Below are 24820 nucleotides of genomic sequence, written 5' to 3'. Positions count from 1 at the left end.
AAATGAAGTGAAATTTTATAATTTAAAAGAAAATGATGAGCAGGTTAGTTTTGCTGGTGCAGTAAAACAAGGTCTAGGTAAGAACCAAGGGTTATTTTTTCCAACAGAATTACCTAAATTCAGCGAAAGTGAAATTGCACAGTTATTAGCAATGCCATTAGTAGAGCGTAGTGTCAAAATATTACACCCTTTCGTTGCTGAAGACTTATCTGCGAAAGAGCTAACAAATATTGTTACCGACGCCTTTAATTTTCCAGCATTGTTGCAACCGATAAGTTCTGATAGGGCTGTTTTAGAATTGTTTCATGGTCCGACACTAGCTTTTAAAGACTTTGGCGGCCGTTTCATGGCTAAGTGCTTACAAGCCTTTTGTAAAAAAGAAGCGGTAACGACGGGTGTTGAAAAGAAGCTCACTATCTTAACAGCCACTTCAGGTGATACCGGTGCTGCAGTAGCACATGCATTCCATGGTATTGATAATATTCGTGTCGTTATAATGTACCCGAAAGGCAAAATCAGCTTACTTCAGGAGAAAATGTTTACGACATTAGGTGGTAATATTGAGACTTTAGCTATTGATGGTAGCTTTGATGATTGTCAGGTGATGGTAAAACAGTCGTTTGATGACAGTGATTTAGCCACAACAATTGGCTTAAACTCTGCCAATTCAATAAATATAAGTCGTTTACTTGCTCAGGTTTGTTACTACTTTGAAGCCGTTGCACAGCTATCTCGTGCGAAATCAGATTTAAATAGTATCGTATTTTCTGTACCCAGCGGTAACTTTGGTAATTTAACCGCAGGTTTGTTTGCTAAAGCGATGGGCTTACCTATTAAGCGATTTATCGCAGCGACTAACGCTAACGATACTGTGCCACGTTATTTGGAAACAGGTGAATGGTCACCACACGAGACGGTAGCAACCATCTCTAATGCCATGGATGTAAGTAATCCAAATAATTGGCCGCGTGTTGAACACATGCTTAAATCAGGCATAGTACCCGCAGACTGTGTAAGTTCAGTATCTATTGACGAAGAGCAAACGCAATCAACGGTTATTCAATTAGCTAAGTTGGGTTATATTTCAGAGCCACATGCAGCTGTTGCATGCAAAGCTTTACAATATAGTGCTCAAGAAGGTGAATTTGGTGTCTTCTTAGGTACTGCACACCCGGCAAAATTTAAAGAAGTTGTTGAAAGCATTATTGGTCAACCTATCGGTTTGCCAAAAGAGTTAGCGGACTGTGCAGGTGAACCTATTTTATCGGTAGATATGTCGGCTGATTTTGCACAATTACGTGCCTACTTATTAGCTAAGTAATCGAATGACAATCGCCAACAGTTGGCAAGCAGTGATTGATGAGCAGTCGCTGCTGCCTTATTTCAGTGATCTTAGCAGCGACATTCAAAAACAAAGAGCTGAAGGAATTGCTGTATTTCCTCAAGAAAAGGATGTATTTAATGCCTTTGGTTTTTTTGAGTTAAGCGAGACAAAAGTCGTTATATTAGGTCAAGATCCTTATCACGGTATAGATAATGGGATATGCCAAGCTCATGGCTTAGCTTTTTCAGTGCCCAAAGGGATTAAAGTTCCGCCATCATTAGTCAATATGTATAAAGAGCTTGAGACTGATATTGATGTTTTTTCAACGCCGAGCCATGGCAATTTAACGACTTGGGCGCAACAAGGAGTTTTATTACTCAATACCGTATTAACGGTGCAGCAGGGTAAAGCACATTCTCATGCCAAACTTGGTTGGGAAACTTTTACTGATGCTATTATAAATACAATAAATGAGCAGCATGAAGGTTGCGTATTTATATTGTGGGGGGCACATGCACAGAAAAAAGGAAAGCAAATTGATACCGCGAAACACTGTGTTTTGAAAGGGCCGCATCCATCACCGCTTTCTGCTTATCGAGGTTTCTTTGGCTGTCAGCACTTTTCAAAAGCGAATGCATGGTTAAATCAACAAGGTAAAACAACAATTGATTGGTCACTCCCACCGTCAAGTTAAGAGCTATTAAGGTGGGCTGTTGTAAGTCATAATAGTGGTCATCTGCTACCTTTAAGGGAAGCATGATATTTATTTATACTAATGGGTATGAATCAGTAAAAAAGTTTAAAAACTAAGGATCAACAATGGATGTTCAATTTCAAAAATTTGATGTAAGTGCAGTCAAAATATTAACAAGCTTAATGGAGAATTTCCCAGCCTCGACAAAGATTGGCTATGCTGATTTATATCCTGAGGAACAAGACAACAGTGAAAAAAGAGAAGCTCACATCGGTGTCATCGCTTTTTTGCGACATGAAAACCTTATTGCACATGAAATGGGTAGCGCTTCATCATTTATCTTAACAAGTAATGGCTTAACGTTGTTTGGTCGTGACGTTAAAAATCACTTAGCATCACTTTTACAGCAATATGAGGTTGATTAACTTTATTGAGGCTATGTCTTATCGAAGTAAATAATCATTTCAGCTGCTTCGCATTGGCAATCGTAACCACAGAGTACACAACTATATCCCTGCTTACTTTCTTCATTCCATTTGCCCACATGCGAAGCAATAGGTTGCCCTTTGCAACGGCTGAAATAGTTAACTGCGCTGTTATTAGGGCTTTGCTTCCATAAATGACTGATTCCAGCAAGTGCGCCTTGAGTTTTAGCCGCTTCAATCGCCAACATTAACAGTTTTTTGCCGACACCTTGACCTCGAAATTGTTCATCTACGGTATTACATTTAAAATAACAGCACTTATCTTCTGCTACTTGCCATTGCGAAGGACTACACCACTCATCAATAGGCCATTTTTTGGCTGAGTATGTTATTCGAAAGCCAATCACTTGTCCTTGATGTAATGCGACAAAACTCGTATTAACCGTTGAGCCATTCACTTGCTCAATGCCTTTAGTAGTCCAAAGGACAATTTTTTCTAGGGTGAGGTAACCATCACCGTGTACCTTATTGCCTAAGGCGATAACTTGCTCATAATATTCAGCGGTTAATGGCTGGTAACTTATCTTTTCAGGCATATTAATCGTTCTGTAGACCCCGATTATAATTAAAGTAATTCAACACTGGTTGTCATGGTTGTAACATGGTTTTTCGGCGTAGTCACTGTTACAGTAATTATTGCGGTAGTTGCGTTTCCGCCAGCTTCATTTGTTAACCAAAACTCCATATCACTAAAGCCTTGCCCTGCATTATTTGTTACAACTGCATTGGTATTTCCTTGTAACTCACCTGCGCTCGCTGTAATAGTGACTTGTGTACCAAGAGGCATGGTTTGATTCGGTGTACCAGTATCAGCAAAGCTAAAAATAAAGGCTTTACTAGTACCGTCATCAATATCAGGAATAGGAGAAGAAGCACCTGAACTTTGCTCGTAAATTGTGTTACCTAAGTCGTCAGTTAAGTAGTACTCAGCCCTTGAACTGGCCATGACTAATACTAATGCTTTTCTAACATGACTTGATTGCATGGCTTCGTCGGCGCATTTATCGCCCTGACATTGTGGGCCATTAAATAAATTATCTTCATTATTAAAGGCGTTATCATTATTAAAATCGATAAACTTTTCACCAACTTCGTAAGTACAGTTTTCATTATCATCGCGCCACGCTTCAGGCATATCAATAAAGCCAGAAGCTTGCGCTGCAATGTTACCAAAACCTGAAGCAACATTAGAAGCCTTACAGCTACCGTTTGCTGAAATGGCTGTACCATCATTTTCATCGAAAATATTATTACCGTTAGTATCAAAAAAAGTTTCATGGCCAAGGGCTGTGGCTAATATTGTTACGCGGTGATCGGCGACTCTTGGTTCTGCACTTTCCCACTCTACCGAACAACTACCATTAACAGTTGAACAGCTTGGTACAATTAAACCACCTTCGGTAGTGAAATTCACCGTGGTGCCATCAGGTACTGGGTTGTTAAAATTATCAGACAACCAAGCCGTGATAATTGATTTTTCACCACTGTAATTATGCGCTTCAGGATTTAAAACAGTAGCGGCTATTGTCATTGAACGTTGCTCTGCTAATCCAGTATTTATTGACAACAAATCTGATTGGGTTTGAACTGTTTGGGTTTCACCACTAATATCCATTGATGCCGTAGCTGTAACTCTAACGGCTGTTGGTACTGAGCCAGCTGAGACTTGTGTGGTAACGAATCCTTGGCTGTTGGTTAGGCCTGAAGTACGGCTTAATGAAATACCACCCGCTGTTGTGCTTAACGTAAAGTCAACGTTCTGCTGAGGAAGAATATTACCTAGGTCACTTTTTACTTTAAAAGTTAAGGTTGACGTTTCTTGCTTATTTTGTCCGCCTGTTCCCTTTAAAACTATCGCATTAGGTTCAGCAGAAATAAACTCAATAGAGCCTAACTGCTCACCACTAATACTAATGGTCTCACTGGCCGAACTGGTAATGCCATTAAGGGCTACGGTGGCTAAAATAACATCGTCTGTCCCTGTTGAGCCAGCACAACTAATATCTTCAAAGGTTGAGCTTGCTGTACCATTTATACTCAGCACAGATGCATCAATAGAAGCGTTTTCGTTTTGAACACAATTAGAAGTAAACGTTACTGGAATGGGTGAGGTAATCCGAGTTCCTGTTTCATCAATTAAATCAACACTTAATCCTAGCGTGCCACCAGCACTAATTTGATTGTTGTTTATCGATAAATTTAATTTCCCTTCAATGAAGTTGTCATTGTCGTCGAAATAGCCTAAACGAATATCGCTATCAACAATCGCATCGGCAGGTAAAATCTGATAATTAAAGGTGCTACTGATTGTCGCGTTTTCAATATCATTAGTTAATGAATAAGAAGCTGTTACTACGCCAGCACCAATTGACAGTTCATCGCTACTGGTAAGATTAACACTTGCAACACCTTGTGCATTGGTTAACGCTGTTGCTGGCGACACTGTGCCAATATCAGCAGTAAAACTCACTAATTGATTTGCCAAGATTTGGTTGTTTTCATCGGTTAACGTTGCAATTAACTGCACCTGTTGATCGGCTTTAAATTGATTTACAGCCTCGCCATTTAGCATCATGGCACTCGTTATTGTTGGTGAAGTCGATGGAACTTCGGTATCGATAAATTCAAACTCAATAGTATTAGATAGCACATCGCCAATGTTGGCACCTGAAATGCCCGCACCTAGCGCACCCTCTTCATTCGTTAAAGTTACTGTTGCGATACCATTACTGTCTGAAAGCTTTGAACTTACTGTTAAGGTACCTAGAGTAGCACTGAAGGAAACGGCTTTATTCGCGACGATAGCATCATTTTTATCAAATAATTTGGCCTGTAAGGTTATGGCTTCGTTTTTATTGAAGCTTTGTTTAGCATTACCTTGGCTGTCTAGCATACTGAATTGAATACTTGTCACAGCATTTGTTGTTGAACCATCACCATTATCAGAATGGCCATTACAACCCGTGAGTAGTGTTAAACAAAATAAAATCGATAAAAAGCTGAGTTTTCTCATGCTTACAATTCCTAGGCAAATGGTTGAGTACATTAACAAGAATAAAGGGCTATAAAATAAAAGTCCATGAATAACGCCCTAAATTATGTTTCTAAGTCAACGCGATTGAGTGCAGTGTTTGATTTAAAACCAGCAATGTTTTCTGCTAATAAGTTGATGAGGCGTTGCTGCGCTTCGTTACTTGCCCATGCGATGTGCGCAGTAACTTTTATGTTACTAAGCCGGGTGTTTAATAAAAGGTGGTTAGCAGGCGGAGGCTCTTGCTCAAGCACATCTAAAACCGCAAAAGCGATTTGCTCAGAGCTTAATGCCTTTAGTAATGCATGGTTATCAATTAAAGCACCCCGAGCGGTGTTGATAAGCATGGCAGTAGATTTCATTTGCTTTAAGGCTTTTTCATTAATTAATTGCTCGGTATCAGGTGTTTGTGGGCAATGTAAGCTAAGAATATCTGCTTGCTGAATAACCTCTTCAAATGTAAGTCTGCCTTGTCTAGTTAAAGTGGCATTGGGTCTTTCGCTTATTAAAACATTCATTTGAAAGGCGTTAGCTATTTTCGCTACGGCTTGACCTAAATTACCATAACCAACAATACCTAAATTTTTACCTGCTAACTCGGTAATGGCATTGCCGTGATAACAAAAAGTTTCTGAAGTTGACCATAAACCTTGAGCGGTATTGTTGTTGTGGTGCTCGGTTTGTTGAAAGTAATTTAATATTTGGGCAAACACATATTGAGCAACAGAAGTGCCAGCATAACCACTAACATTTGTTACGCCAATATCGAGTGCTTTCGCTGCTTTAACATCAATATTGTTAGTTCCCGTTGCGGCTATGCAAACTAGTTTTAGTTTAGGGAGCTGTGTTAATAACTCTTTAGTTAATAATACTTTGTTAGTAATAATAATATCAGCATCAAGGCTACGCTCAATAACTTGTTCCGCATCAGTAGTTGCGTAACAGCTGAGTTTACTGACCTGTTGCTCAATGGCTGAAAAATTGACAGATGAGCTAAACGTTTGTTTATCAAGAAATACAGCATGCATTTTGTCATGACCTTAAAAAGTAAAAAGCCTCAGCAGTATAATTATTGCTAAGGCTTTGTGAAAGTTTATATACACTTAATTATCAAGGTTAACCTGGTCGGCCATCTAACCTTGCCTTTGTTAGCATCGGAGCATATTTAACGACAAAAATAGTAAATGCAAGCATCCAAAAAGTACCACTAATATCAATAAATATTTGGGTCTTTTCTGGTAAAGCCCATGGGCCAAATACACGAACCATTGCGGCAATATTAATGGCAAGATAAGCGATAGTCATTGATTTAGGTGGTGTTAGTGGTCTACCAGAATGACCTAATGATACACGAGAAATCATCGCTAGAATTAAGCCACCCATGCCACCTACAGTAAGTAAATGCCAAGCATGGTTACTCGGTAGCTGTGGAATTAAATAGCTCGCACCCAATACAATTAGACCAAAACAAATAAATTTGATTGCTGCATGGATAGACCAAAGTAACGGAACATTTAGTGTTATCCAAGGACGCCACCTTAACCATCTAATGGTTTGAAAAACACCCGCAATAATGAGTAATACACCAAAAAACGTTGGTGAAAACGCTAGCATTGGATGAAAAACTAAATAGAACATAGCTATGGCTAAACTGCCATTAGTTAATAAATCTAACCAAGGGAGTGGGGTTGCCTTTTGTGTTTTTGTACCGTTGGCGGTAAACATTGGCGCAACACGCCCAGCCATAACAGACATTAAAAAGGTCACTAACATCACCCCAGCATAACCAGAATAGATGACTGAAAATGATTCAGGGTTATAGATTGCGACATGCATCTCAATATTAACCAGTGTTAATAATAATAGCAGTGGTGCAAAGAATAAATTTCGATATTGTTTTACCGCTAAAATAGGTTTTGCTAAGACATAAGCAACTGCGGGTAAAAAGCTTAAATCGACTAAGGTCGTTATCGTATTGCCAAGTAATTCAGGGAATAATAAAACCCCCCGCCCTGCTAACCATAAGAGAAAAAGCACAAGTAAAGTCTTGCCTTGAGCGCCTCTAACGCCAGTCCAGTTCTGAACTGCGGTTAATAAAAAACCAGCAATAATGGCACCGCCAAAGGCAAAAACCATTTCATGGATATGCCACCAATAACCACCACCCATGGGTGAAAGAGTAATTACACCTCGATACATTAAAAGCCATAATAAAATGGCGAGTACACTAAATATCGCACCACATAAGAAAAATGGGCGGAAACCCAGACGTAATAACGGAGTAATTTTTTGCTCTTGTTGCAGATCAGTGATTTGCATCATTTTTATGCCTTTCTATCGGAGAGGAACAATATGTTCCTGTTGATGAATTCTGCGCTATTGTAATCAATAGCGCGAAATGTTGCCCGAATTAGATCAATAAATTATTTAACCGTGAATAAATTGCTGCACTTGCTTTAAAGAGGCAGCCCCAACTTGCGTTGCTTTAACCTCACCATCTTCTATCAATAATAGGGTAGGTATGCCTCGGATACCATAACTTGCCATTAAAGTTTGACTGTTATCCGCGTTTACTTTTACTACCTTTATATCGGCTTCTTGTTCAGCAATTTGTTTAACAATTGGTGCAATCATCTTACAAGGGCCGCACCAAGGTGCATAAAAATCTATTAAGACTTTACCTTTATATTGAATAACTTCTTGTTGGAATTGCTCGGCAGAAATATCTAATGTTTTTGTTGTGCAGTTATCGTTCATAAATGACTCCTTGAATTACCTTGTTATGGTTTGCTTAATTTAAGTTTATTTCATTTCATTTCAGTTCATCTAGCCCAACGGTGGCGCTATGAACTGATGTGGTAACTATAGTAATAAAGTTAGTATTAATTGATTAGATGGTGATAATGGAATTGTTTGTTCTATAAATAGAACAATAAAGCTGGTAAGTTGACTTTATTGATGATGATTGCTGTTAACAACGAGATCTAGGATTGAAATTAATACGATGAACACTATGACGAATATTGATGATTTACGCCTTTTTGTTATTTTGGTTGAAGAAGGCTCTTTTACAGCAGCAGCTAACAAACTTCATATGGCAAAATCGAAGTTAAGCCGTCGATTAGTACAATTAGAAAAACAGCTAGGTTGTGAATTGCTCATTCGAACGACAAGAAATCAACAGCTAACTGAGAGTGGGCGTTTACTTTTTTGTGAAAGTAGGCAACATATTGAAGCCTTGTCGCAAGTAGAGGAGACGTTAGCTTTGTCTCAAAATCAACTGCAAGGGCACATCAATATCTCATTACCGTTAGAGTTTTTTAATCGAGCAATTAGCCAAATTATTGCTGATTTTTTGCAATTACACCCTAAAATAGCGATCACATGCCATCATTATTCAGGTTCATTACCCGTATTCGATCCTCACTATGATCTTTCTTTTGTCTTGCATGAACAAACGTTACCCGCGTCTAATTGGATTGCGCGTGAATTAGCGAGTTTTCCTCAAGCTATTTACATTGCAAGGCAATATTTTAATCAACATTTTCCCAGTAAAAATGATACAGAAATGCAGGCATTAACCATTGAAACTTTATCTGCGTTAGATTGTGTTTTAGCAGAGCATAATGAGCCTTGGTTTTTTAGACAGGCAGAATCAGAGCAGGTTATTTATGTTAAAGGCCGTGCGGTATTGTCTAGTCCTGAAATGCGCCTGCAAGCTTGTCAACAAGGCTTAGGCGTATGCAAACTGCCAGAGTATGTTATTAATAGCCAAAATCAAAACCAAAATATTAAAGTGTTGAATTTAACAAGTCCGCCTGTCGCTCAACGGTTGTCGGTATTATATCAAAGTAGAAGTATTGCTATGAAAACAAGATCTTTTCTGGATTTTTTTCAAAGCCGAATTGGTCAATTACTGTGATTATTTGCTTCCAACTTATGTTTTGCCTTATATTGAATATGACACTACGAAATTACAGGTAGTTTAGCGAGCAGCTTATTTTTAAATCATAATTTTAATAATAGTTTTTATATAGTTTTAAATGCTAGTTTTATGTCTACCAGTAAGTTAAAAACATTAATATTGAGTCGCTAACTCATGTAAATTTACCCTACGAACAGAGAAAGGTTGTTAAATGGAGTTATCACCAGAAAAAGCCCCCCTTGCTGCATCAAAAGCAATGAGCTTGCAAAGCAATGCTAAAAAATATCGTACCCGCGCTAAATTTTCTGTGGATGTCAGTGATGTTTTTAAGCTAATTGTCGTGCTACTAATTCTGTATTTTATTGGTTCAAAAATTAATAAAATTGATATTGAATACAGTGAAACACAGGGCTATATTGCGCAGCCTAACGTAGATGATATCTATTTTTTAGATTTACAAGAATTAACCAGTAACCTTCGTCCGAACGAACGCTACAGAGTCGCTAAAGTTGTTGATATCACAGGGCATATAGTTACTTTACAATATGGCAATATGTTGTACCCCAATAAACAATCGGTTATTGATGGTATTCGATATGGGCAATTAAGGTACAACGAGTATTTAGAGCCAAAACGTTATGATTTCTCACTTCAATCACTAACAAACTTATATAACAAAGGGGCTATTTATAAAATAAAAAGACCTGTGCATGATGTGTTATATGGTAACAATGTCAGTCCCGATAAGAATGATATTTATAAAGAAAACCCGGCGATATATATTCCCGGAAAACGTCAGTATATTGAAGCCAATGCCATAGCAAAAGCAGTACATACTGAAGATTATATTGAGCAAAGTTTAGCCTTATGGCAGCAATCAGCTGAACTTGGCTATGCTAAAGGGCAGGTTGCGTTGGGTGAGGCATATTTATCTTCAGAGTACACTGAAGGTTTAACACAAGCACTCTATTGGTTTAAGCAAGCATCTTTGCAAAGTAATAAAGCGGGAATACTTAAGTATGAAATTGTTTGTAAACAGGTTGCTCACTGTAATATCGTTGACTTTTACCAGCAGTTGGTGGCTGCTGGCGTTAACATAAAAGTAAGAGCGATTGACTTTTCACTGAGTGAATCAACAGAGGTTAACAAGCCTTAACACTATGTTTTAAACAGTTAGCTTTCACGGTAGCTTTCAGCGACTAAATGATGTTTATTGAGTAACTTATAAAATTCTGTTCGGTTGCGTTGCGCTATTTTGGCTGCTTGTGACACATTACCTGCGGTTATCTTTAATAATTTCGCTAAGTAGTCTCTCTCAAAGTGATCTCTTGCTTGCACAAACGATGGAAACTGGGTGGTCTCATCACGTAAGGCATTTTTTACTAATACTTCAGTAATGACGGACTCTGTTGAAAGGGCGACGCTTTGTTCAACAACGTTTTGTAATTGTCGAATATTGCCAGGCCATGGCGCGCTGATTAATATTTCCATCGCTTCTTGGCTAAAACTTTTTATGGCGGCATTTGAACGGGTCATCGCCTGCTTTAAAAAATAGTGTGCAAGTAACGGAATGTCTTCTTGTCGCTCGGCAAGAGGCGGTAACTCAAGCTCAACTACATTTAAGCGATAGTAAAGATCTTCCCTAAAAGAGTTGTTTCGAATAGCGTGTTGCAAGTTTTTATGGGTGGCAGAAATCACTCTAACATCGACTTTAATCGATTGAGTGCTACCAATGGGGCGAACTTCTTTTTCTTGTAACACCCGCAGTAATTTAACTTGAAAACTGGCAGGCATATCACCAATTTCATCTAAAAACAGTGTGCCTCCGTCGGTTGCCTGGAATAAACCTTGATGATTTTTTTCCGCGCCAGTGAATGCACCTTTGCAATGTCCAAATAGTTCAGATTCAAGTAATTGTTCAGGTACAGCAGCACAGTTTATTGCCGTAAAAGGTTTATCTTTGCGGTTACTCGCTAGATGAATCGCTTTAGCGAGCAGTTCTTTACCGGTACCACTTTGGCTATGAATTAATAAACTGAAATCACTAGGCGCTACTTGTTTCGCTTGTTGTAAGAGTGATTCCATTACAGCGCTTCGACTAATTATATGTTCTCGCCAATTATCACGGTCTGATTCTTGTGAAACTGAAGGCTGTAAACGAATAGCTTGTTGAACAGTATCGAGTAATTCTTGGCTTTCAAAGGGCTTTGTTAGAAAACTAAAAACCCCTTGTTTGGTAGCATTAATTGCATCTGGAATCGTGCCATGGGCGGTCATAATTACCACAGGAAGGTTAGGGTGAAGCTGTCTGATTTGTTCAAACAACGCCATGCCATCCATACCTTCCATGCGTAAATCACTAATGACTACTTGTGGTTGATAATTTTGTAATATGCCTAAAGCGATTTTTGCATTGGCCGCCGATTCAACTTGATAACCAGCGGCATTTAAGCGAATGCTTAGTAGTCGAAGTAAGCTTGGATCATCATCGACAATTAAAATTTTACTGGCACTACTTTTATTTATTGTTGTGTTCATAGGGGGCGTCGCTAATTATGCTGGTTAATGTTTTTTTCAATATTTTTTAACTGTTCAAGTTGTAAGGCTAAAAGCTCTAGTTGAATCGTTAAATGTGTCAGCTCTTTTTGTAGCTTGTCTACTTCTTGTTGCTTCTTCTTGTGCGTGGCTTTGTGTTTTTCAATTAATAATAGTTGCGCATTGAGTTGATCTTTCAACAGCAATAAAAAAGCAAGATTTGCTTCGTTACCAAAATTTGCTGAAGATATAGTGTACTGATTCAGCATGGTTTTTGCCTGATATGGTTGATAAATTGGCGAGCTTGGCAAACTATGAGCTAGCATTAATTTAATTGACGATTTTTGATCTTTTTGCGATGAAATTATATTTTTTTGCTTATTAATTTCTATCGTTAATTCTGCTTGCGTTAATGTTTTAAGCCACAAGTAATAGCTACTATAACTAAATACTGGGATTGGTGATTGCGGTGTTATCTGACAAGCCGTTAACAGTGTTAGTAGCAATCCACAAAGTAAATTTTTGCAGGCGAAAGCCGAGTTAAGTGAATGAGTAAAATTAGGTAAAAGCATTAGGTTAATTCTCGACAGTCTTGCTGTTATTAGGCAAGGTAATTGTGGCCACTGCACCTACGTCGCTATTGGTTAACGTAATAGTACCTTGTAAACGCAATAGTAACTCTTTAACAATGGTTAGCCCTAAGCCACTACCTTTAATTTGGCTATGCTCTGGTGGAGCACCCTGATAAAAGGCATCAAAGACTTTATCTTGATCTTCAAGGGTTATTCCTGCCCCTTCATCAATAAAGGAAATTTCAACGCTATCGTTATGGCAGCGACTTAATAAGGTAATAGTGCCTGATTGCGGTGAATACTTAATCGCATTCGATAATATATTATCAAACACTACTTTCAATTGAGTGGCATTTGAGTGCAAATGAATATCATTGGTGGGTGTAATGATGGTTAAATCTTTGCGTTTTATATCGAGCTGCCTTTCATTGATTACCTCGGTAATAATCGCTAATAAAGCAATGTTTTCATTAGCCACTAAGCTGGTTGAATCTAAGACAATATTGAAATCTAGCAGATCTTCAATTAAGCGCTGTAACCTGTGGACACTCAGTTTAATAATGTCACAAATTTCTTGTTGATCGCTGTTTAATAGGCCTACGCTATTATCATGAATCAACTCGGTACCTTCTCTTATTGCCGCTAGTGGAGTCTTAAGCTCATGAGAGATATGGCGAATAAAACTCGATTTTTGTAACTCTAACGCGTGAAGCCTTGCGCGCATCATATCGAGTGCATTGGCTATTTCTTCAAATTCAGCAGCGCCGGTAAAAGTGATTTTTTCTTGAAAGTTACCTTGCTCTAAGTCGTGAATACGGCCAATTAAACGCTTCAATGGACGAATAATTATTACAAGAAAGAGCAAAGCAATAAACAAGCTCAACGGAATAATATACAAGCTATTAAATATATTACTGCGCGCGGCTTCATTCGATAACTTAACATCATCAGCTTTTTGTTTAATTAACGAGTCGCTGTAGTGTTTTATTTCAACTTTTAGCGCGATGAGCGCTTTGAACTCTTGCTGTAATTGCACAAGGGTTATGCTGTTAATAAGCTCTGAACTTAACTGGCTTTTTATTTGAATGCTTGCTGTTAACATTTTAGTAAGCAATTGAGCTAATATTTTATTGTGATTATGCTTTAAGGTTTTCTTAATTATTTGACTTAACGCTTGCTGTTGATTGAGAAAAAGTTGCTGTAACTCATCATCCCTAAGAACTAAATATTGGCTTGCAGAACGTTCAATATTACTCAAGGTATCAGACAACTCAGTATTAAGCTGGGTTAACGAGGCAACTTCAAAAATGGTTTCACTGCTTTGTTTAGCTAAATGCGATAGTTTATTTGCAGTAAATAATAGTGAAATAGCTAAGGGAAGTGCAACAAATGAGAAACCCAGCAATATTAAATTGACCATTGAAATTTTGGTAAGTTTATTGGCTAACGTCATTATAGTGTTACTAAACGCGTGATTATTCACAGGGTAGAGTGTCCTGAAAAAGTTAATATGTAAATCAGCCTCCCTTTTTATGTTAATTTTAAACAGAAAACAATGTTGTCGCTAATAAGAGACAGTCATTTAGGTTGCCTAGTATCTTGTTAAGTGCTTGTTTTTTAGGCCTAAATTGTAATTATTACCATTGCGGTATGTTTAAAGATAAAAAGAAAAATAAATACTGTTGTTTATCAGAGACAGTATTGCATCGATTTATATATAGAAATTCACCTTAACTCCATAAAAAACATGTAGTTATCTAAGTTGGTACGGCTTGTGCTATATCCACTGTAATACAGACACTGTATTACCCCTACTATTGATTGATATATGCAAGGAACAACAATGAGAAATTTAAGTTTAACTAAAGTAAGCCTTTTCGTAGCAACCGCAATAACGGCTTCTTTTATCGTGAATGCCAATGAAAAAATTGAAGCTGATGTGGTTAAGGCAAAACAAGCAACAACTGAAGTAGCTAAAAAATCAGATGCAGTGGCTTTTAGCTCTTTAGACGCCAATAAAGATGGCGAATTAAGTTTAGCTGAAGTTAAAGCAAGTAATAATCAACTATTAGCGCGTACGTTCAGTGATATAGACCGTAATGCTGATAATTTATTAAGCCAAAAAGAACTAGAAAGCTATGTCGCGAGTGCGAAGTAATAGCTCATTTTAAAACATGGTTACCTTAGACCAATTGTTATAAAGGGGACTCCCAACCAACATCCCCCTTTTTTTAGCCGGCACTTACCATTGAGTTGCCGGTCTTTTTTTATTTAAAACCTTCAAAGTAAATAGCTAAACACGTTTAGTGGTAGCAATTAAGCGGTGAATCACGCTATTGAAAGTATTGCTAACGATAAATACTTGTTAATATGGTGTTATCTTATGGGAAGTGTTTATTTGAAAACAGTAATGTGCGCAATAATTTTAGCGCCTACCTTTCGCATAACGGTAAAGCAATAATAAAGAGAATATTTAATCTACATAACATCGAGATAAAGAAATGAATAAACAATTTATTAGTGCCTTTTTAGTATCAAGTATACTAATGGGCTGTAGTACAAGTGAAGATACAGTGAGTGCACAGGCGAGTACTGTTGTAGAAAAAAGCGCAGTGGAGCAGTCTAAGGCGTTATTATTAGCAGAATGGCAAGGGCCATTTCAAGGTGTACCAGCGTTTGATAAAGTCACTATTGATGGCATCATCCCTGCGATGGAGCAGGCAATGGCAAGCAACTTAGCTGAGATTAACGTTATTGCAAACAATCCAGCAGCACCGACATTTGAAAATACTATTGTAGAAATGGAAAAAACGGGGTCAGAATTAAACCGTTTGTATGCTTACTACGGTATTTGGCGTGCAAATAAATCAACGCCAGAGTTTCGAAAACTACAAGCTGAATTAGCACCGAAAATGTCAGCTTTCTATTCAAAAATAAGTCAAAACGATAAGTTATTTCAACGTATTGCCGCTGTATACAACTCAAAAGAAGTCAAAGCACTTTCACCTGAAAAGCAACGTTTAGTTTTGTTAACTTATAACAGCTTTGCGCGCAATGGCGCGACATTAAATGCAGCAGATAAAAAGCGTTACGCTGAAATTAATCAACGTTTAGCTCAATTACATACTAAATTTGGTAACAATGTTTTAGCTGATGAAGAAAACTATGTTGTTTATTTAACAAAAGAGCAGCTAGGTGGATTACCCGAGTCTATTGTTACTGTTGCGGCTGCCGCTGCTAAAGAACGTGGTCAAGAAGGTAAGTATGCTATTACTAATACACGCTCTTCTATGGACCCATTCTTAACTTATTCAACAGAACGTAAATTAAGAAAACAAGTATGGGAAAACTATTATAGTCGTGGTGATAATGGTGATGAGTTTGATAACAACGCCTTAATTGCTGAAATTTTACAATTACGTCATGAACGTGTTGGTCTTCTAGGTTATAAAAACTACGCATCATGGCGTTTAGAAGATCGCATGGCTAAATCACCAGAAAATGCGATTAAATTAATGGAGGCTGTATGGCCTGCAGCCATTGCTCGTGTTGATGAAGAAGTTGCCGACATGCTAGCCATTGGTAAAAAACAAGACGGTATTGAAAACATTGAACCGTGGGATTACCGTTTTTATGCTGAGAAAGTACGTAAAGATAAATACAACCTTGATTCTGATGAAGTAAAACAATACTTACAATTAAACAACTTACGTGAAGCAATGTTCTATGTTGCTGGTCGATTATTTAACTTTAGCTTTAGTGAAATAACAGATGGTTCAGTACCGGTTTTTCATGAAGACGTACGTGTTTGGGAAGTAAAAGATAAAACGTCAGGTGAACATATTGGTTTATGGTATTTAGACCCATTTGCTCGTAAAGGTAAGCGCTCTGGTGCATGGGCAACAACGTATCGTAGCCACACTACCTTTAACGGTAAGAAAAATGTATTGTCTTCAAACAACTCTAACTTTAGTAAAGGTGTTGAAGGTCAACCAACCTTAATTTCATGGTCTGATGCTGAAACATACTTCCATGAATTTGGCCATGCACTTCATTTCTTAGCGTCAAAGGTTGAATACCCAACCTTAAATAGTGGCGTACGTGATTACACTGAATTCCAATCTCAGTTATTAGAGCGTTGGTTATCAACTGATGAAGTGATAGACAATTACTTAGTACACTACAAAACAGGTAAGCCTATGCCTGCTGATTTAGTGGCTAAAATCAAACAAGCGGCTACCTTCAACCAAGGTTTCAAAACCACTGAGTACTTAGCGTCAGCCTTAGTTGATATGAAATTCCATACGGTTGATCCAACAGGTATTGATGCGGATAAGTTTGAGCGTGAAACATTAGATGCATTGAAAATGCCTAAGCAAATTGTAATGCGTCATCGTAGCCCGCACTTTGGTCATGTCTTTAGTGGCGAAGGTTACTCATCAAGCTATTATGGTTACATGTGGGCGGAAGTTTTAACTTCTGATGCTGCTGAAGCCTTTGCAGAAGCGCCTGGTGGTTTCTATGATGAAGAAGTGGCGCAAAAACTTGTTGACCATTTATTTAGCGTGAGAAACGCAGTAGATCCAGCTGATGCATACCGCGCCTTTAGAGGCAGAGATGCAAAAGTTGAAGCATTAATGCGTGATCGAGGTTTCCCGATTAAATAGTGTAATTTACCACTTAAGAAAAACATCTCAAAGGCTCGTTTTGCGAGCCTTTTTTAGTTGAACTTCTATAACCTCATCGACCTGAGCACAACAAAAATATCCGTAATCAAAACGTTCCAATTTATTAAGCCTTAAATAGCCGTTATCAATTTCAATCGATATGCTTTTTCGTATAATTTATCTCGTATATTGTATTATAAAAAGATATTTAATTAATGTAATATCCTCAAAAATTAATTACAGCTTATAGGGTATTCGAAGTGTCTTTTACAAAAACAAGGAATAAGTTACAACGCTTTTTTTGGGTACTTATTCTTAGTACTACATGGTTATGTCACGCCTCTTCCACGGTAAACAGTTCAGCAGGTCTTTCGGACGATGAAACCGCACCTTGGGGAGGGGTTGATCCAGCTAACCGAAATCAAAACCTTATTAATCGCATGAAAATTGATGAAGGATATAGCGCTGAAACTACAGATTTAATTGGGGAGCGAATAAATAATTTAACAGGTGCCTTATCATTTTCTCATACCGATGTTTCAATTAAAGGTAATAGTAATTTACCGATCTCAATAATACGAAATTTCTCGACAGGTTTAGGTAGTAAAAGTGCCATTAATAATGCGAGCTTATCGATTACGATTGACGGCTCATTATCAAATGGGGGCTTTGCTTTAGGTGGTTGGAATTTAGAAATTCCTCGTGTTGAAACGTTAGCATTGTCTGACTACGGTTGGCATGAAGCACGTTGTAGTGATGCTTTTTACACTCCAAATAATAATATTAATATAGCTATTGGTCAGTATGGTATTGAGCCAAGCCAGTATTGGCAAGGGATCAGTTTTTTTGATGCTCAAGCTAGCATGCGTCGTTTATTAGATCCTACTCCTTGGGTACCCGGTTCAAAGTTAGCTGATATTGCTCCCAATGCTGAGCTTGTTAGTAATGCATTTGACGTTGTTACATGCATCCCTTCAGCCAATACTAGTGGAGAAGGGTTTTTAGTTAAAACGGCGCAAGGAATTACTTATCAATTAGATCATATCCGTAAGCAGAACTATAGCCCAGTGCCATTTGGGGTGAAGTTTAATGCAAAAAGAGATAAGTATTCGGCCTTGGTGACTAAAATAAGTGATAATTTTGGTAATTGGGTAAAGTATCAATATGATACTCAAGATAGGCTGATTCGTATTTATGCCAATGATGAAAGAAATTTATGGCTACATTACCGTAGTGATTATAGCCAATTATTGAGTAATGTTGAGAGTAGCTTTACTGGCGAAGGTACACGTAAAGAGGAAGTACGCTATCATTATCAATTCCTAAAGACGTATCCAGATAATGAAGAAGCCCCTATCACTCGTGCCGTATTAAACCAAGTAGATATTGGCGAAGGACTTTCTTGGCAATTTGATTTGAACTCTCTTGCTTGGTATAGCGCAACAAGCAACCACACAACAGATAACCCTTGTGATCCATCAGCTATTGAAAGTGGTATATCAACGGGCAGTATTACTCATCCTTACGGTGCAATTGCTACATATGAACTAGAAGCCATCGAAAGTGCCACTAAGAATTTACCTAATGATTTAAATAATAAAGTGGCGCCAGAATGTTCATTTTTTGATTTGCATGAGCGTAGTTTTTTACCGGCGATAAAAATGAAAAGCCTATCAGGCGTGGGTACAAACTACCAGTGGAATTACAGTTATAGTGGTTATACTTATGGTAATAGTGGCGCTATAGGGGAAAGAGCCACTATAGTGACTCAAGACGAAAATAATGGTAGAAATAAAACTACAAAATATACTTATGATGTTGATTATAACAATATAACTAATGGCAGTTTGATAAAAACAGAGATTTTTTCTGGCAGTAGTACAAGTCCAAGTGCATTGTTGCAAACGTCAACTACAGCCTATGAACAAGGCCCGTTAATACTTGGTAATCCGAACGGCAATGGCCCAGGGTTTAGTTATCATTATGCGTCCGAATCTTATTTAGTCCGCCCTAACGCACAAATTGTGAGTATTGATGGTAATACTTATACAAAAAATACCTTGGCTTTTGATAATTATGGTAACGCATTAACTGTTGAAAGTTTTGAAAGCGAGGTAAATAAGCGCATTGAAAATTTCGGCTATCAACATGATTTAGTCAAATGGCAATTAAGTTTACCTACAACAAAAAAATTAAACGGTCTCGAAGTTAGTAAAACTGAATACAATGGTAAAAATAAAGCTGAAAAGTTATATCAGTACGGCAGTAAACAAGTAACATTGACTTACCACTCAGATGGTACATTAGCAAGTCAAACAGATGCTTTAAGCAACACTTTCACCTATGATAACTACAAGTTAGGTACACCTCAGTTAATCACATTACCTAACGCAACAACGGTGCAATATAGCATTAACCATGATGGCACAGTCGCGTGGGAAAAAAATGAAAATGGCTTTAAAACGCTTTATCAATGGGATGATTTAAAGCGTATTAAGAAAAAAACATTACCAAAAGACAGCGCCAATGTTTGGCCTGATATTAATTACAGCTATTCTTTTGCTTTGGGTGGTGAAGCTACTGGTGTTATAGCAGGGCAACCTGTACGCACCATAACCCAAGGTAGCAAACAAAGTGTCAGTTACTATGATGCGTTTAAACGGCCATTACTAACACTACAGCAAGACATAACTACAGGCCGTAAAATTTTCAATAGTGTTCGTTATAATTTAGCTGGAGCAACCGTATTTTCGGGATATCCTTCATATACTGTAAACACAAGTGATGGTACAGAGAGTACTTTTGACGAATTGGGTCGACTTACCTCTCAAAAAGAAACGACACAAAACTTGCTTACTACAACAGAGTACCTTGCTGGCAATCAAGTTAAAGTAACTAATCCCAGAGGTTTCAGTACCACCAATAAATCAGTAGGTTTTTCTTCACCTTCGGATGGTTATTTACAAAGTATTACTTCTCCTGAAGGAGTTACTACAAGCTTTACCTACAATAATCAGTATAAAGCGAAAACTGTTTCTCAAAGTGGTATATACGGTACAAATATTTTAAATTTCACACGACACTTATATTACGATGAGCAGCTTCGTTTATGCAGAGTGACAAACCCTGAAGGCCATAATACCGGGTACGGTTACGATAATGCTAACCGCTTAGCTTGGAAAGCTTTTGGCGCATCTAGCTTAACTACTGACAGTTGCCTGCCACCTACGAATAACCGTACTATTTTTCAATATGATACATTAAGCCAGTTGAAAAATGTTAATAACCCAGCAGGCACTGACGATATTAGTTATCAATATGATAATGTGGGTAATGTTTTAAAAATAGCGACTAACAATACCGTATGGAATTACGACTACAACAGCTTAAATCAGCTTAAGCAAGAAAGTTTAAATGTTGATGAACAAACCTTTACTTTAAAATACTTATTTGACAGTTTAGGTAATACTAAACAAGTTACTTATCCTGTCGATAATAAACAAATTCATTTTGATTATGATGCTTTAGGGGCTGTTACAAAAATTACTGAAGGGATTAATAATACGCTAGCAGAGCAAATTACTTATCACCCAAACGGGCAATTAAAAGCATTCATTTATGGTAATGGTCTTAGTTATCAGCAAACGATCAATGCGCAGCAACTACCAGAGGACATCAAGGTTAGCAATAACTTAATGGAGTATAGTTACCTATATGATGATAATGGTAATGTTCAGACAATTGAAGATAACTTAAATAGCACCTACAACCGAGGTTTTTCCTATGATGGACTTGATCGTCTGACATTAGCAACGGGGCAATGGGGAACAGGCAACTATAGTTATGATCCCATCGGTAATATAAGAAGTAAAGAAATAGGCAATTATCACCTTATATATAACTATGATGTTAAAACCAATTTATTGACAGATGTGCAAGGAAGTCATAGTAAATCCTTTAGTTATGATAATCGAGGTAACGTATTAACGAATGGTAAAAATTCATTCATAGTTGACCAAGCTAACCAAGTGATTCAATTAAATAATCAAAGCGATAATAGTAAGGTTGCTAGCTACTTATATGATGGACATAAGCGTCGAGTGAAAAAAGCACAAGGTGATAATATTGATTACAGTGTTTATGGACAAGGCGGTAAGTTATTGTTTAAGCAAGACAGTAAAGGCACACATGCTTATGTACATCTTGCGGGACAAAATCTAGCGAAAATAAGTGAATTAACATCAATTGAAAATCCTATCGCTTCACCTGTTTTAGAGAGTGAAAGTGCAAACAATTACAATGGCAACATTAGCTTAAATTGGACTAGTGAATTATCAGGCTATTACTACGAGCTTTATAATGGTGAAATACTGCTTGAAACTACGCAGCTTGATATAACCACTGCTACCGTTGATATGCCACTAGGTCAATATAACTTTAGCGTAAAAGCGTGTAATGTTGACAGTGTATGTAGTGACAAAAGTAATGTGGTTACAGTGAATGTAGCTGTTGTTTCAGCACCTACCATGCTCGGCTCTGACTTTACCGATACTGATGGTAATATAACGTTAAATTGGTCAAACATTAGTCACAGTACTTCGTGTAAATTGCTCAAGGACAATAATACTCAACTCCCTTATAAAGTGATTGAAGCAGGCATATTCACTGAAAACACTATACTAGAAGCAGGTGTATATTTATTTAGTATTCAAGCGTGTAATTTAATATTGGCAGTAGAGCACTGTAGTGAACCCAGTGAAGCAATTAGCGTCACAATAGAACTATTGGATAACCCTATACCTGAGCCGCCAGTTTTTACAGGTAATGACAGAATTGATTATGACGGTAATTTTACCCTTAGCTGGGATGCAGTAACTCATGCAACAACCTATGAGTTAAACAATGGTACCAACACAGCTGAATTATTTACAAATATATCTAATATGCCCTCAGGTTTATATAACTATACGGTTAAAGCGTGTAATAGTAGCGGCGAATGTAGTGCAGCAAGTGAATCTCAAACGATTACCGTAAGCGTGATAACGCCACCTGTTATTACTCCGCAAGCAACCCCAAATTATGATGGTAACTTTACTGTTGCTTGGGGTGCGGTTGAAGGGGTAACGGATTATGAATTTACCTTAAACGACGAGATAGAAACTACAACGGACACTTCAATATCATTTAATGGCTTATCACTAGGTAGCTATACTTTTAAGGTTCGCGCCTGCATTAATGATGAATGTTCTAAATACAGTACTACTATTATAAATGTAGAGCCACCAGAGCCACCAGAGTTTATAGGTCCTAATATTATCGATTATGACGGTAATATTACAGTGACATGGTCAGAGTCAATAGGAGCAAGTTATTATGAATTATTTCAAGGGGCTACAATACTGACACCAAGCCAAAATGCGCTTTCAAAAAACATAACGTTAACAGAGGGTACATATATTTTTAATGTTAGAGCTTGTAGTGCCGTAGGCTGTGGTAATAAGAGTAACCCATTAAACGTTGTTATAAGAGTACCAGATGCCCCAGTTATAAGCGGGATTGATTTTAGTGATTATGATGGTAACTACACTATTACTTGGAACGATGTTAACCATGAAACTCGTTATGAATTGAAAAAAGGTAGTGATGCTCCTACAGCTTTAAGTGCAAATATCACCTCTGAGTCATATAGTAACGTTGTCGAGGGAATATACCTTTATCAAGTGCGAGCTTGCTCAGCTGTGGGCTGTAGTGATTATAGTAATACGCGAACGGTCAGTGTTCTTAGGCCTTTACCGGGGCCCGTATCTATTATCGGCAACAATTATAGTACTTATAACAGTAGTGTTTCGGTAAGTTGGAATACCGACAGTGATGCTAGCTATTATAAAGTATATAAAGGTAGTAGTTCTTCGGTTGTAAATAGTATTGCTAAAGCCAGCAGTCAATCAAAAACCTTTTCCTCGTTAACAGCAGGTGCTCATACGTTTAAAGTGCAAGCGTGTAATAGCATAGGTTGTGCACCAAACAGTAATAGCATTACGGTTACAGTAAAGGCACCAGCTAAACCGAGTATTAGTGGTAGTAATTATACTGATTATGATGGCTCGGTGAATATTAGTTGGAATAACGTAAGTCATGAAACATATTATGAGTTATATAAAGGCAGCACAAAGTATCAATTAAGCGCTAATGTTGTCAGTAAATCATTTAGCTTACCTATAGGTAGCCATGCCTTTAAAGTTAGGGCTTGTAGTACGGTTGGTTGTAGTGCTTTTAGTAGCATAAAAACCGTCACGGTAGCGAAGCCTTCATCGCCAAGTATCAGTGGTTTTGACCATACAGTACATGGTAGTACGGTTAATATTGCCTGGAGTAATGTCACAGGTGAAAGCCGCTTTGAGGTGTTTAAAGGAGCTAGCAAGTATGACGTGACTGCTAATACACTTTCAAAAAGCTTTAATAATCTATCGGTAGGGACCTATAGCTTTAAAGTGAGAGCCTGTAGTGCAGTAGGTTGTAGCGGTTATAGTAATATTCGTACAGTTACCGTAAAGCTCCCTTTACCGGGGCCCGTATCTATTATCGGCAACAATTATAGTACTTATAACAGTAGTGTTTCGGTAAGTTGGAATACCGACAGTGATGCTAGCTATTATAAAGTATATAAAGGTAGTAGTTCTTCGGTTGTAAATAGTATTGCTAAAGCAAGCACACAATCAAAAACGTTTTCCTCGTTAACAGCAGGTGCTCATACGTTTAAAGTGCAAGCGTGTAATAGCACAGGGTGTGCAGCAAATAGCAATAGTATTACGGTGACGGTAAAAGTGCCGGCAAAACCGAGTATTAGTGGTAGTAATTATACGGACTATGATGGCACGGTAAGTATTGGCTGGAATAACGTTAGTTATGAAACAGGTTACGAACTCTATAAAGGCAGTACCAAGTATTCGTTAAGTGCTAATACGGTAAGTAAATCATTTAGCTTACCTGTAGGCAGTCATGCCTTTAAAGTAAGGGCTTGTAGTGCCGTAGGTTGTAGTGCTTTTAGTAGCATAAAAACAGTCACGGTAGCGAAGCCTTCTACGCCGAGTATTAGTGGCAGTAATTATACTGACTATGATGGCACTATAACCCTTAATTGGAATAATGTGGCAGGTGAAACCTCTTATAAACTTTATAATAATGCCAGCTTGATCGCTAATATAGGCGCAAATGCTACGAGTAAAACCCTTACACTGAGTGCTGGTGCACATAACTTTACCCTTAAGGCTTGTAATGCGCTGGGTTGTAGTGCAAATAGTAATACTAGAAGGGTGACGGTTAGTGCTCCAGGAGTAACCTCTATAGGATCTACTACGGCCTCTTATAGACGAGGGTTAATCTTGAATACTAGATGGTCTAGTGTTAGCGGCGCTTCTACTTATAAGTTATTTGTTAATAATATCTTGGTTTACTCGGGCGGTGCAGTATCTTTTTCAGGGTTATTGCCGCAAATTCCAGATGGACCAATGTTCCTTATTGAAGTTCAAGCTTGTAATGGAAGCTTGTGTGGCGATAAAGCATCAAGAGCCGTTTTTAACTAACGTT

Annotated in this window: 16 protein-coding genes; 8 read left to right on the top strand and 8 right to left on the bottom strand. The window is 37.8% G+C overall.

Features of this window, described 5'->3' with window-relative positions; genetic code table 11:
• Positions 1-7 precede the first annotated feature (7 nt).
• The 3 genes from thrC to D1094_RS01965 all read left to right on the top strand — a co-directional run bounded on the left by thrC (position 8) and on the right by D1094_RS01965 (position 2443).
• The gene (gene thrC / locus D1094_RS01975; RefSeq protein ID WP_118958385.1) at positions 8-1321 is read left to right on the top strand and encodes a threonine synthase; all 1314 of its coding nucleotides are present in this window, start codon (positions 8-10) and stop codon (positions 1319-1321) included.
• A 4-nt stretch (positions 1322-1325) separates the two neighbouring features.
• The gene (gene ung, locus D1094_RS01970; protein WP_118958384.1) at positions 1326-2018 is read left to right on the top strand and encodes a uracil-DNA glycosylase; all 693 of its coding nucleotides are present in this window, start codon (positions 1326-1328) and stop codon (positions 2016-2018) included.
• A 125-nt stretch (positions 2019-2143) separates the two neighbouring features.
• Positions 2144-2443, top strand: a complete 300-nt coding sequence (locus D1094_RS01965) for a hypothetical protein (RefSeq protein WP_118958383.1) — start codon at positions 2144-2146, stop codon at positions 2441-2443.
• Between the two features lie 11 nt (positions 2444-2454).
• Here D1094_RS01965 and D1094_RS01960 read toward each other — a convergent pair whose 3' ends face one another.
• The 5 genes from D1094_RS01960 to trxA form a co-directional block, all read right to left on the bottom strand.
• Entirely contained in the window at positions 2455-3039 is a 585-nt protein-coding gene (locus D1094_RS01960; protein ID WP_118958382.1) for a GNAT family N-acetyltransferase, read from the bottom strand.
• Positions 3040-3068: 29 nt separating this feature from the next.
• The gene (locus D1094_RS01955) at positions 3069-5516 is read right to left on the bottom strand and encodes an Ig-like domain-containing protein (RefSeq protein ID WP_118958381.1); all 2448 of its coding nucleotides are present in this window, start codon (positions 5514-5516) and stop codon (positions 3069-3071) included.
• Positions 5517-5599: 83 nt separating this feature from the next.
• The gene (locus tag D1094_RS01950) at positions 5600-6562 is read right to left on the bottom strand and encodes a D-2-hydroxyacid dehydrogenase (protein ID WP_118958380.1); all 963 of its coding nucleotides are present in this window, start codon (positions 6560-6562) and stop codon (positions 5600-5602) included.
• Between the two features lie 88 nt (positions 6563-6650).
• On the bottom strand, positions 6651-7856 hold the full coding sequence (locus tag D1094_RS01945; protein WP_118958379.1) for an NnrS family protein: 1206 nt from the start codon (positions 7854-7856) through the stop codon (positions 6651-6653).
• Between the two features lie 105 nt (positions 7857-7961).
• On the bottom strand, positions 7962-8291 hold the full coding sequence (gene trxA, locus D1094_RS01940; protein WP_118958378.1) for a thioredoxin: 330 nt from the start codon (positions 8289-8291) through the stop codon (positions 7962-7964).
• A gap of 256 nt (positions 8292-8547) precedes the next feature.
• On the opposite strand from trxA, the gene D1094_RS01935 reads away from it, so the two are divergent.
• Both D1094_RS01935 and D1094_RS01930 read left to right on the top strand, forming a co-directional pair.
• Complete coding sequence (locus D1094_RS01935; RefSeq protein WP_118958694.1) at positions 8548-9456, top strand: LysR family transcriptional regulator; 909 nt, start codon at positions 8548-8550, stop codon at positions 9454-9456.
• A 214-nt stretch (positions 9457-9670) separates the two neighbouring features.
• Positions 9671-10615, top strand: coding sequence for a sel1 repeat family protein (locus tag D1094_RS01930; protein ID WP_118958377.1), 945 nt, complete (start codon positions 9671-9673; stop codon positions 10613-10615).
• 17 nt (positions 10616-10632) lie between these two features.
• Here the strand turns inward: D1094_RS01930 and D1094_RS01925 are convergent, their stop codons facing one another.
• Genes D1094_RS01925 through D1094_RS01915 form a run of 3 tightly spaced genes read right to left on the bottom strand, consistent with a single transcriptional unit; the run spans position 10633 to position 14019 of the window.
• Positions 10633-11997 carry a sigma 54-interacting transcriptional regulator gene (locus D1094_RS01925; RefSeq protein ID WP_118958376.1) on the bottom strand — a complete coding sequence of 455 codons (1365 nt, stop codon included), beginning with the start codon at positions 11995-11997 and terminating at the stop codon, positions 10633-10635.
• 11 nt (positions 11998-12008) lie between these two features.
• Positions 12009-12566, bottom strand: coding sequence for a hypothetical protein (locus D1094_RS01920; RefSeq protein WP_147361042.1), 558 nt, complete (start codon positions 12564-12566; stop codon positions 12009-12011).
• Positions 12567-12570: 4 nt separating this feature from the next.
• On the bottom strand, positions 12571-14019 hold the full coding sequence (locus D1094_RS01915; RefSeq protein ID WP_118958374.1) for an ATP-binding protein: 1449 nt from the start codon (positions 14017-14019) through the stop codon (positions 12571-12573).
• A 390-nt stretch (positions 14020-14409) separates the two neighbouring features.
• Here D1094_RS01915 and D1094_RS01910 point away from each other — a divergent pair, with 390 nt between their 5' ends.
• The 3 genes from D1094_RS01910 to D1094_RS01900 all read left to right on the top strand — a co-directional run bounded on the left by D1094_RS01910 (position 14410) and on the right by D1094_RS01900 (position 24816).
• Entirely contained in the window at positions 14410-14724 is a 315-nt protein-coding gene (locus D1094_RS01910; protein ID WP_182440069.1) for a hypothetical protein, read from the top strand.
• 343 nt (positions 14725-15067) lie between these two features.
• Positions 15068-17233 carry a M3 family metallopeptidase gene (locus tag D1094_RS01905; protein ID WP_118958373.1) on the top strand — a complete coding sequence of 722 codons (2166 nt, stop codon included), beginning with the start codon at positions 15068-15070 and terminating at the stop codon, positions 17231-17233.
• A 260-nt stretch (positions 17234-17493) separates the two neighbouring features.
• Positions 17494-24816 carry a hypothetical protein gene (locus D1094_RS01900; RefSeq protein ID WP_118958372.1) on the top strand — a complete coding sequence of 2441 codons (7323 nt, stop codon included), beginning with the start codon at positions 17494-17496 and terminating at the stop codon, positions 24814-24816.
• Positions 24817-24820: the final 4 nt, after the last annotated feature.

It is taken from the genome of Colwellia sp. RSH04 (genome assembly GCF_003545765.1).
In the GTDB taxonomy this organism is placed as follows: Bacteria; Pseudomonadota; Gammaproteobacteria; order Enterobacterales; family Alteromonadaceae; genus Colwellia.
The sequence above is the reverse complement of the archived record's forward strand: the minus strand, read 5'-3'. Positions and strand labels throughout refer to the sequence as shown.

Bases quoted from the DNA above. Each gene is read 5' to 3' on its own strand.
- D1094_RS01930 (WP_118958377.1), top strand. From the start codon at position 9,671: ATGGAGTTATCACCAGAAAAAGCCCCCCTTGCTGCATCAAAAGCAATG.
- ung (WP_118958384.1), top strand. From the start codon at position 1,326: ATGACAATCGCCAACAGTTGGCAAGCAGTGATTGATGAGCAGTCGCTG.
- D1094_RS01915 (WP_118958374.1), bottom strand. From the start codon at position 14,019: ATGACGTTAGCCAATAAACTTACCAAAATTTCAATGGTCAATTTAATA.
- trxA (WP_118958378.1), bottom strand. From the start codon at position 8,291: ATGAACGATAACTGCACAACAAAAACATTAGATATTTCTGCCGAGCAA.
- D1094_RS01965 (WP_118958383.1), top strand. From the start codon at position 2,144: ATGGATGTTCAATTTCAAAAATTTGATGTAAGTGCAGTCAAAATATTA.
- D1094_RS01920 (WP_147361042.1), bottom strand. From the start codon at position 12,566: ATGCTTTTACCTAATTTTACTCATTCACTTAACTCGGCTTTCGCCTGC.
- D1094_RS01960 (WP_118958382.1), bottom strand. From the start codon at position 3,039: ATGCCTGAAAAGATAAGTTACCAGCCATTAACCGCTGAATATTATGAG.
- D1094_RS01955 (WP_118958381.1), bottom strand. From the start codon at position 5,516: ATGAGAAAACTCAGCTTTTTATCGATTTTATTTTGTTTAACACTACTC.
- D1094_RS01925 (WP_118958376.1), bottom strand. From the start codon at position 11,997: ATGAACACAACAATAAATAAAAGTAGTGCCAGTAAAATTTTAATTGTC.
- D1094_RS01950 (WP_118958380.1), bottom strand. From the start codon at position 6,562: ATGCATGCTGTATTTCTTGATAAACAAACGTTTAGCTCATCTGTCAAT.
- D1094_RS01905 (WP_118958373.1), top strand. From the start codon at position 15,068: ATGAATAAACAATTTATTAGTGCCTTTTTAGTATCAAGTATACTAATG.
- D1094_RS01945 (WP_118958379.1), bottom strand. From the start codon at position 7,856: ATGATGCAAATCACTGATCTGCAACAAGAGCAAAAAATTACTCCGTTA.
- D1094_RS01935 (WP_118958694.1), top strand. From the start codon at position 8,548: ATGACGAATATTGATGATTTACGCCTTTTTGTTATTTTGGTTGAAGAA.
- D1094_RS01910 (WP_182440069.1), top strand. From the start codon at position 14,410: ATGAGAAATTTAAGTTTAACTAAAGTAAGCCTTTTCGTAGCAACCGCA.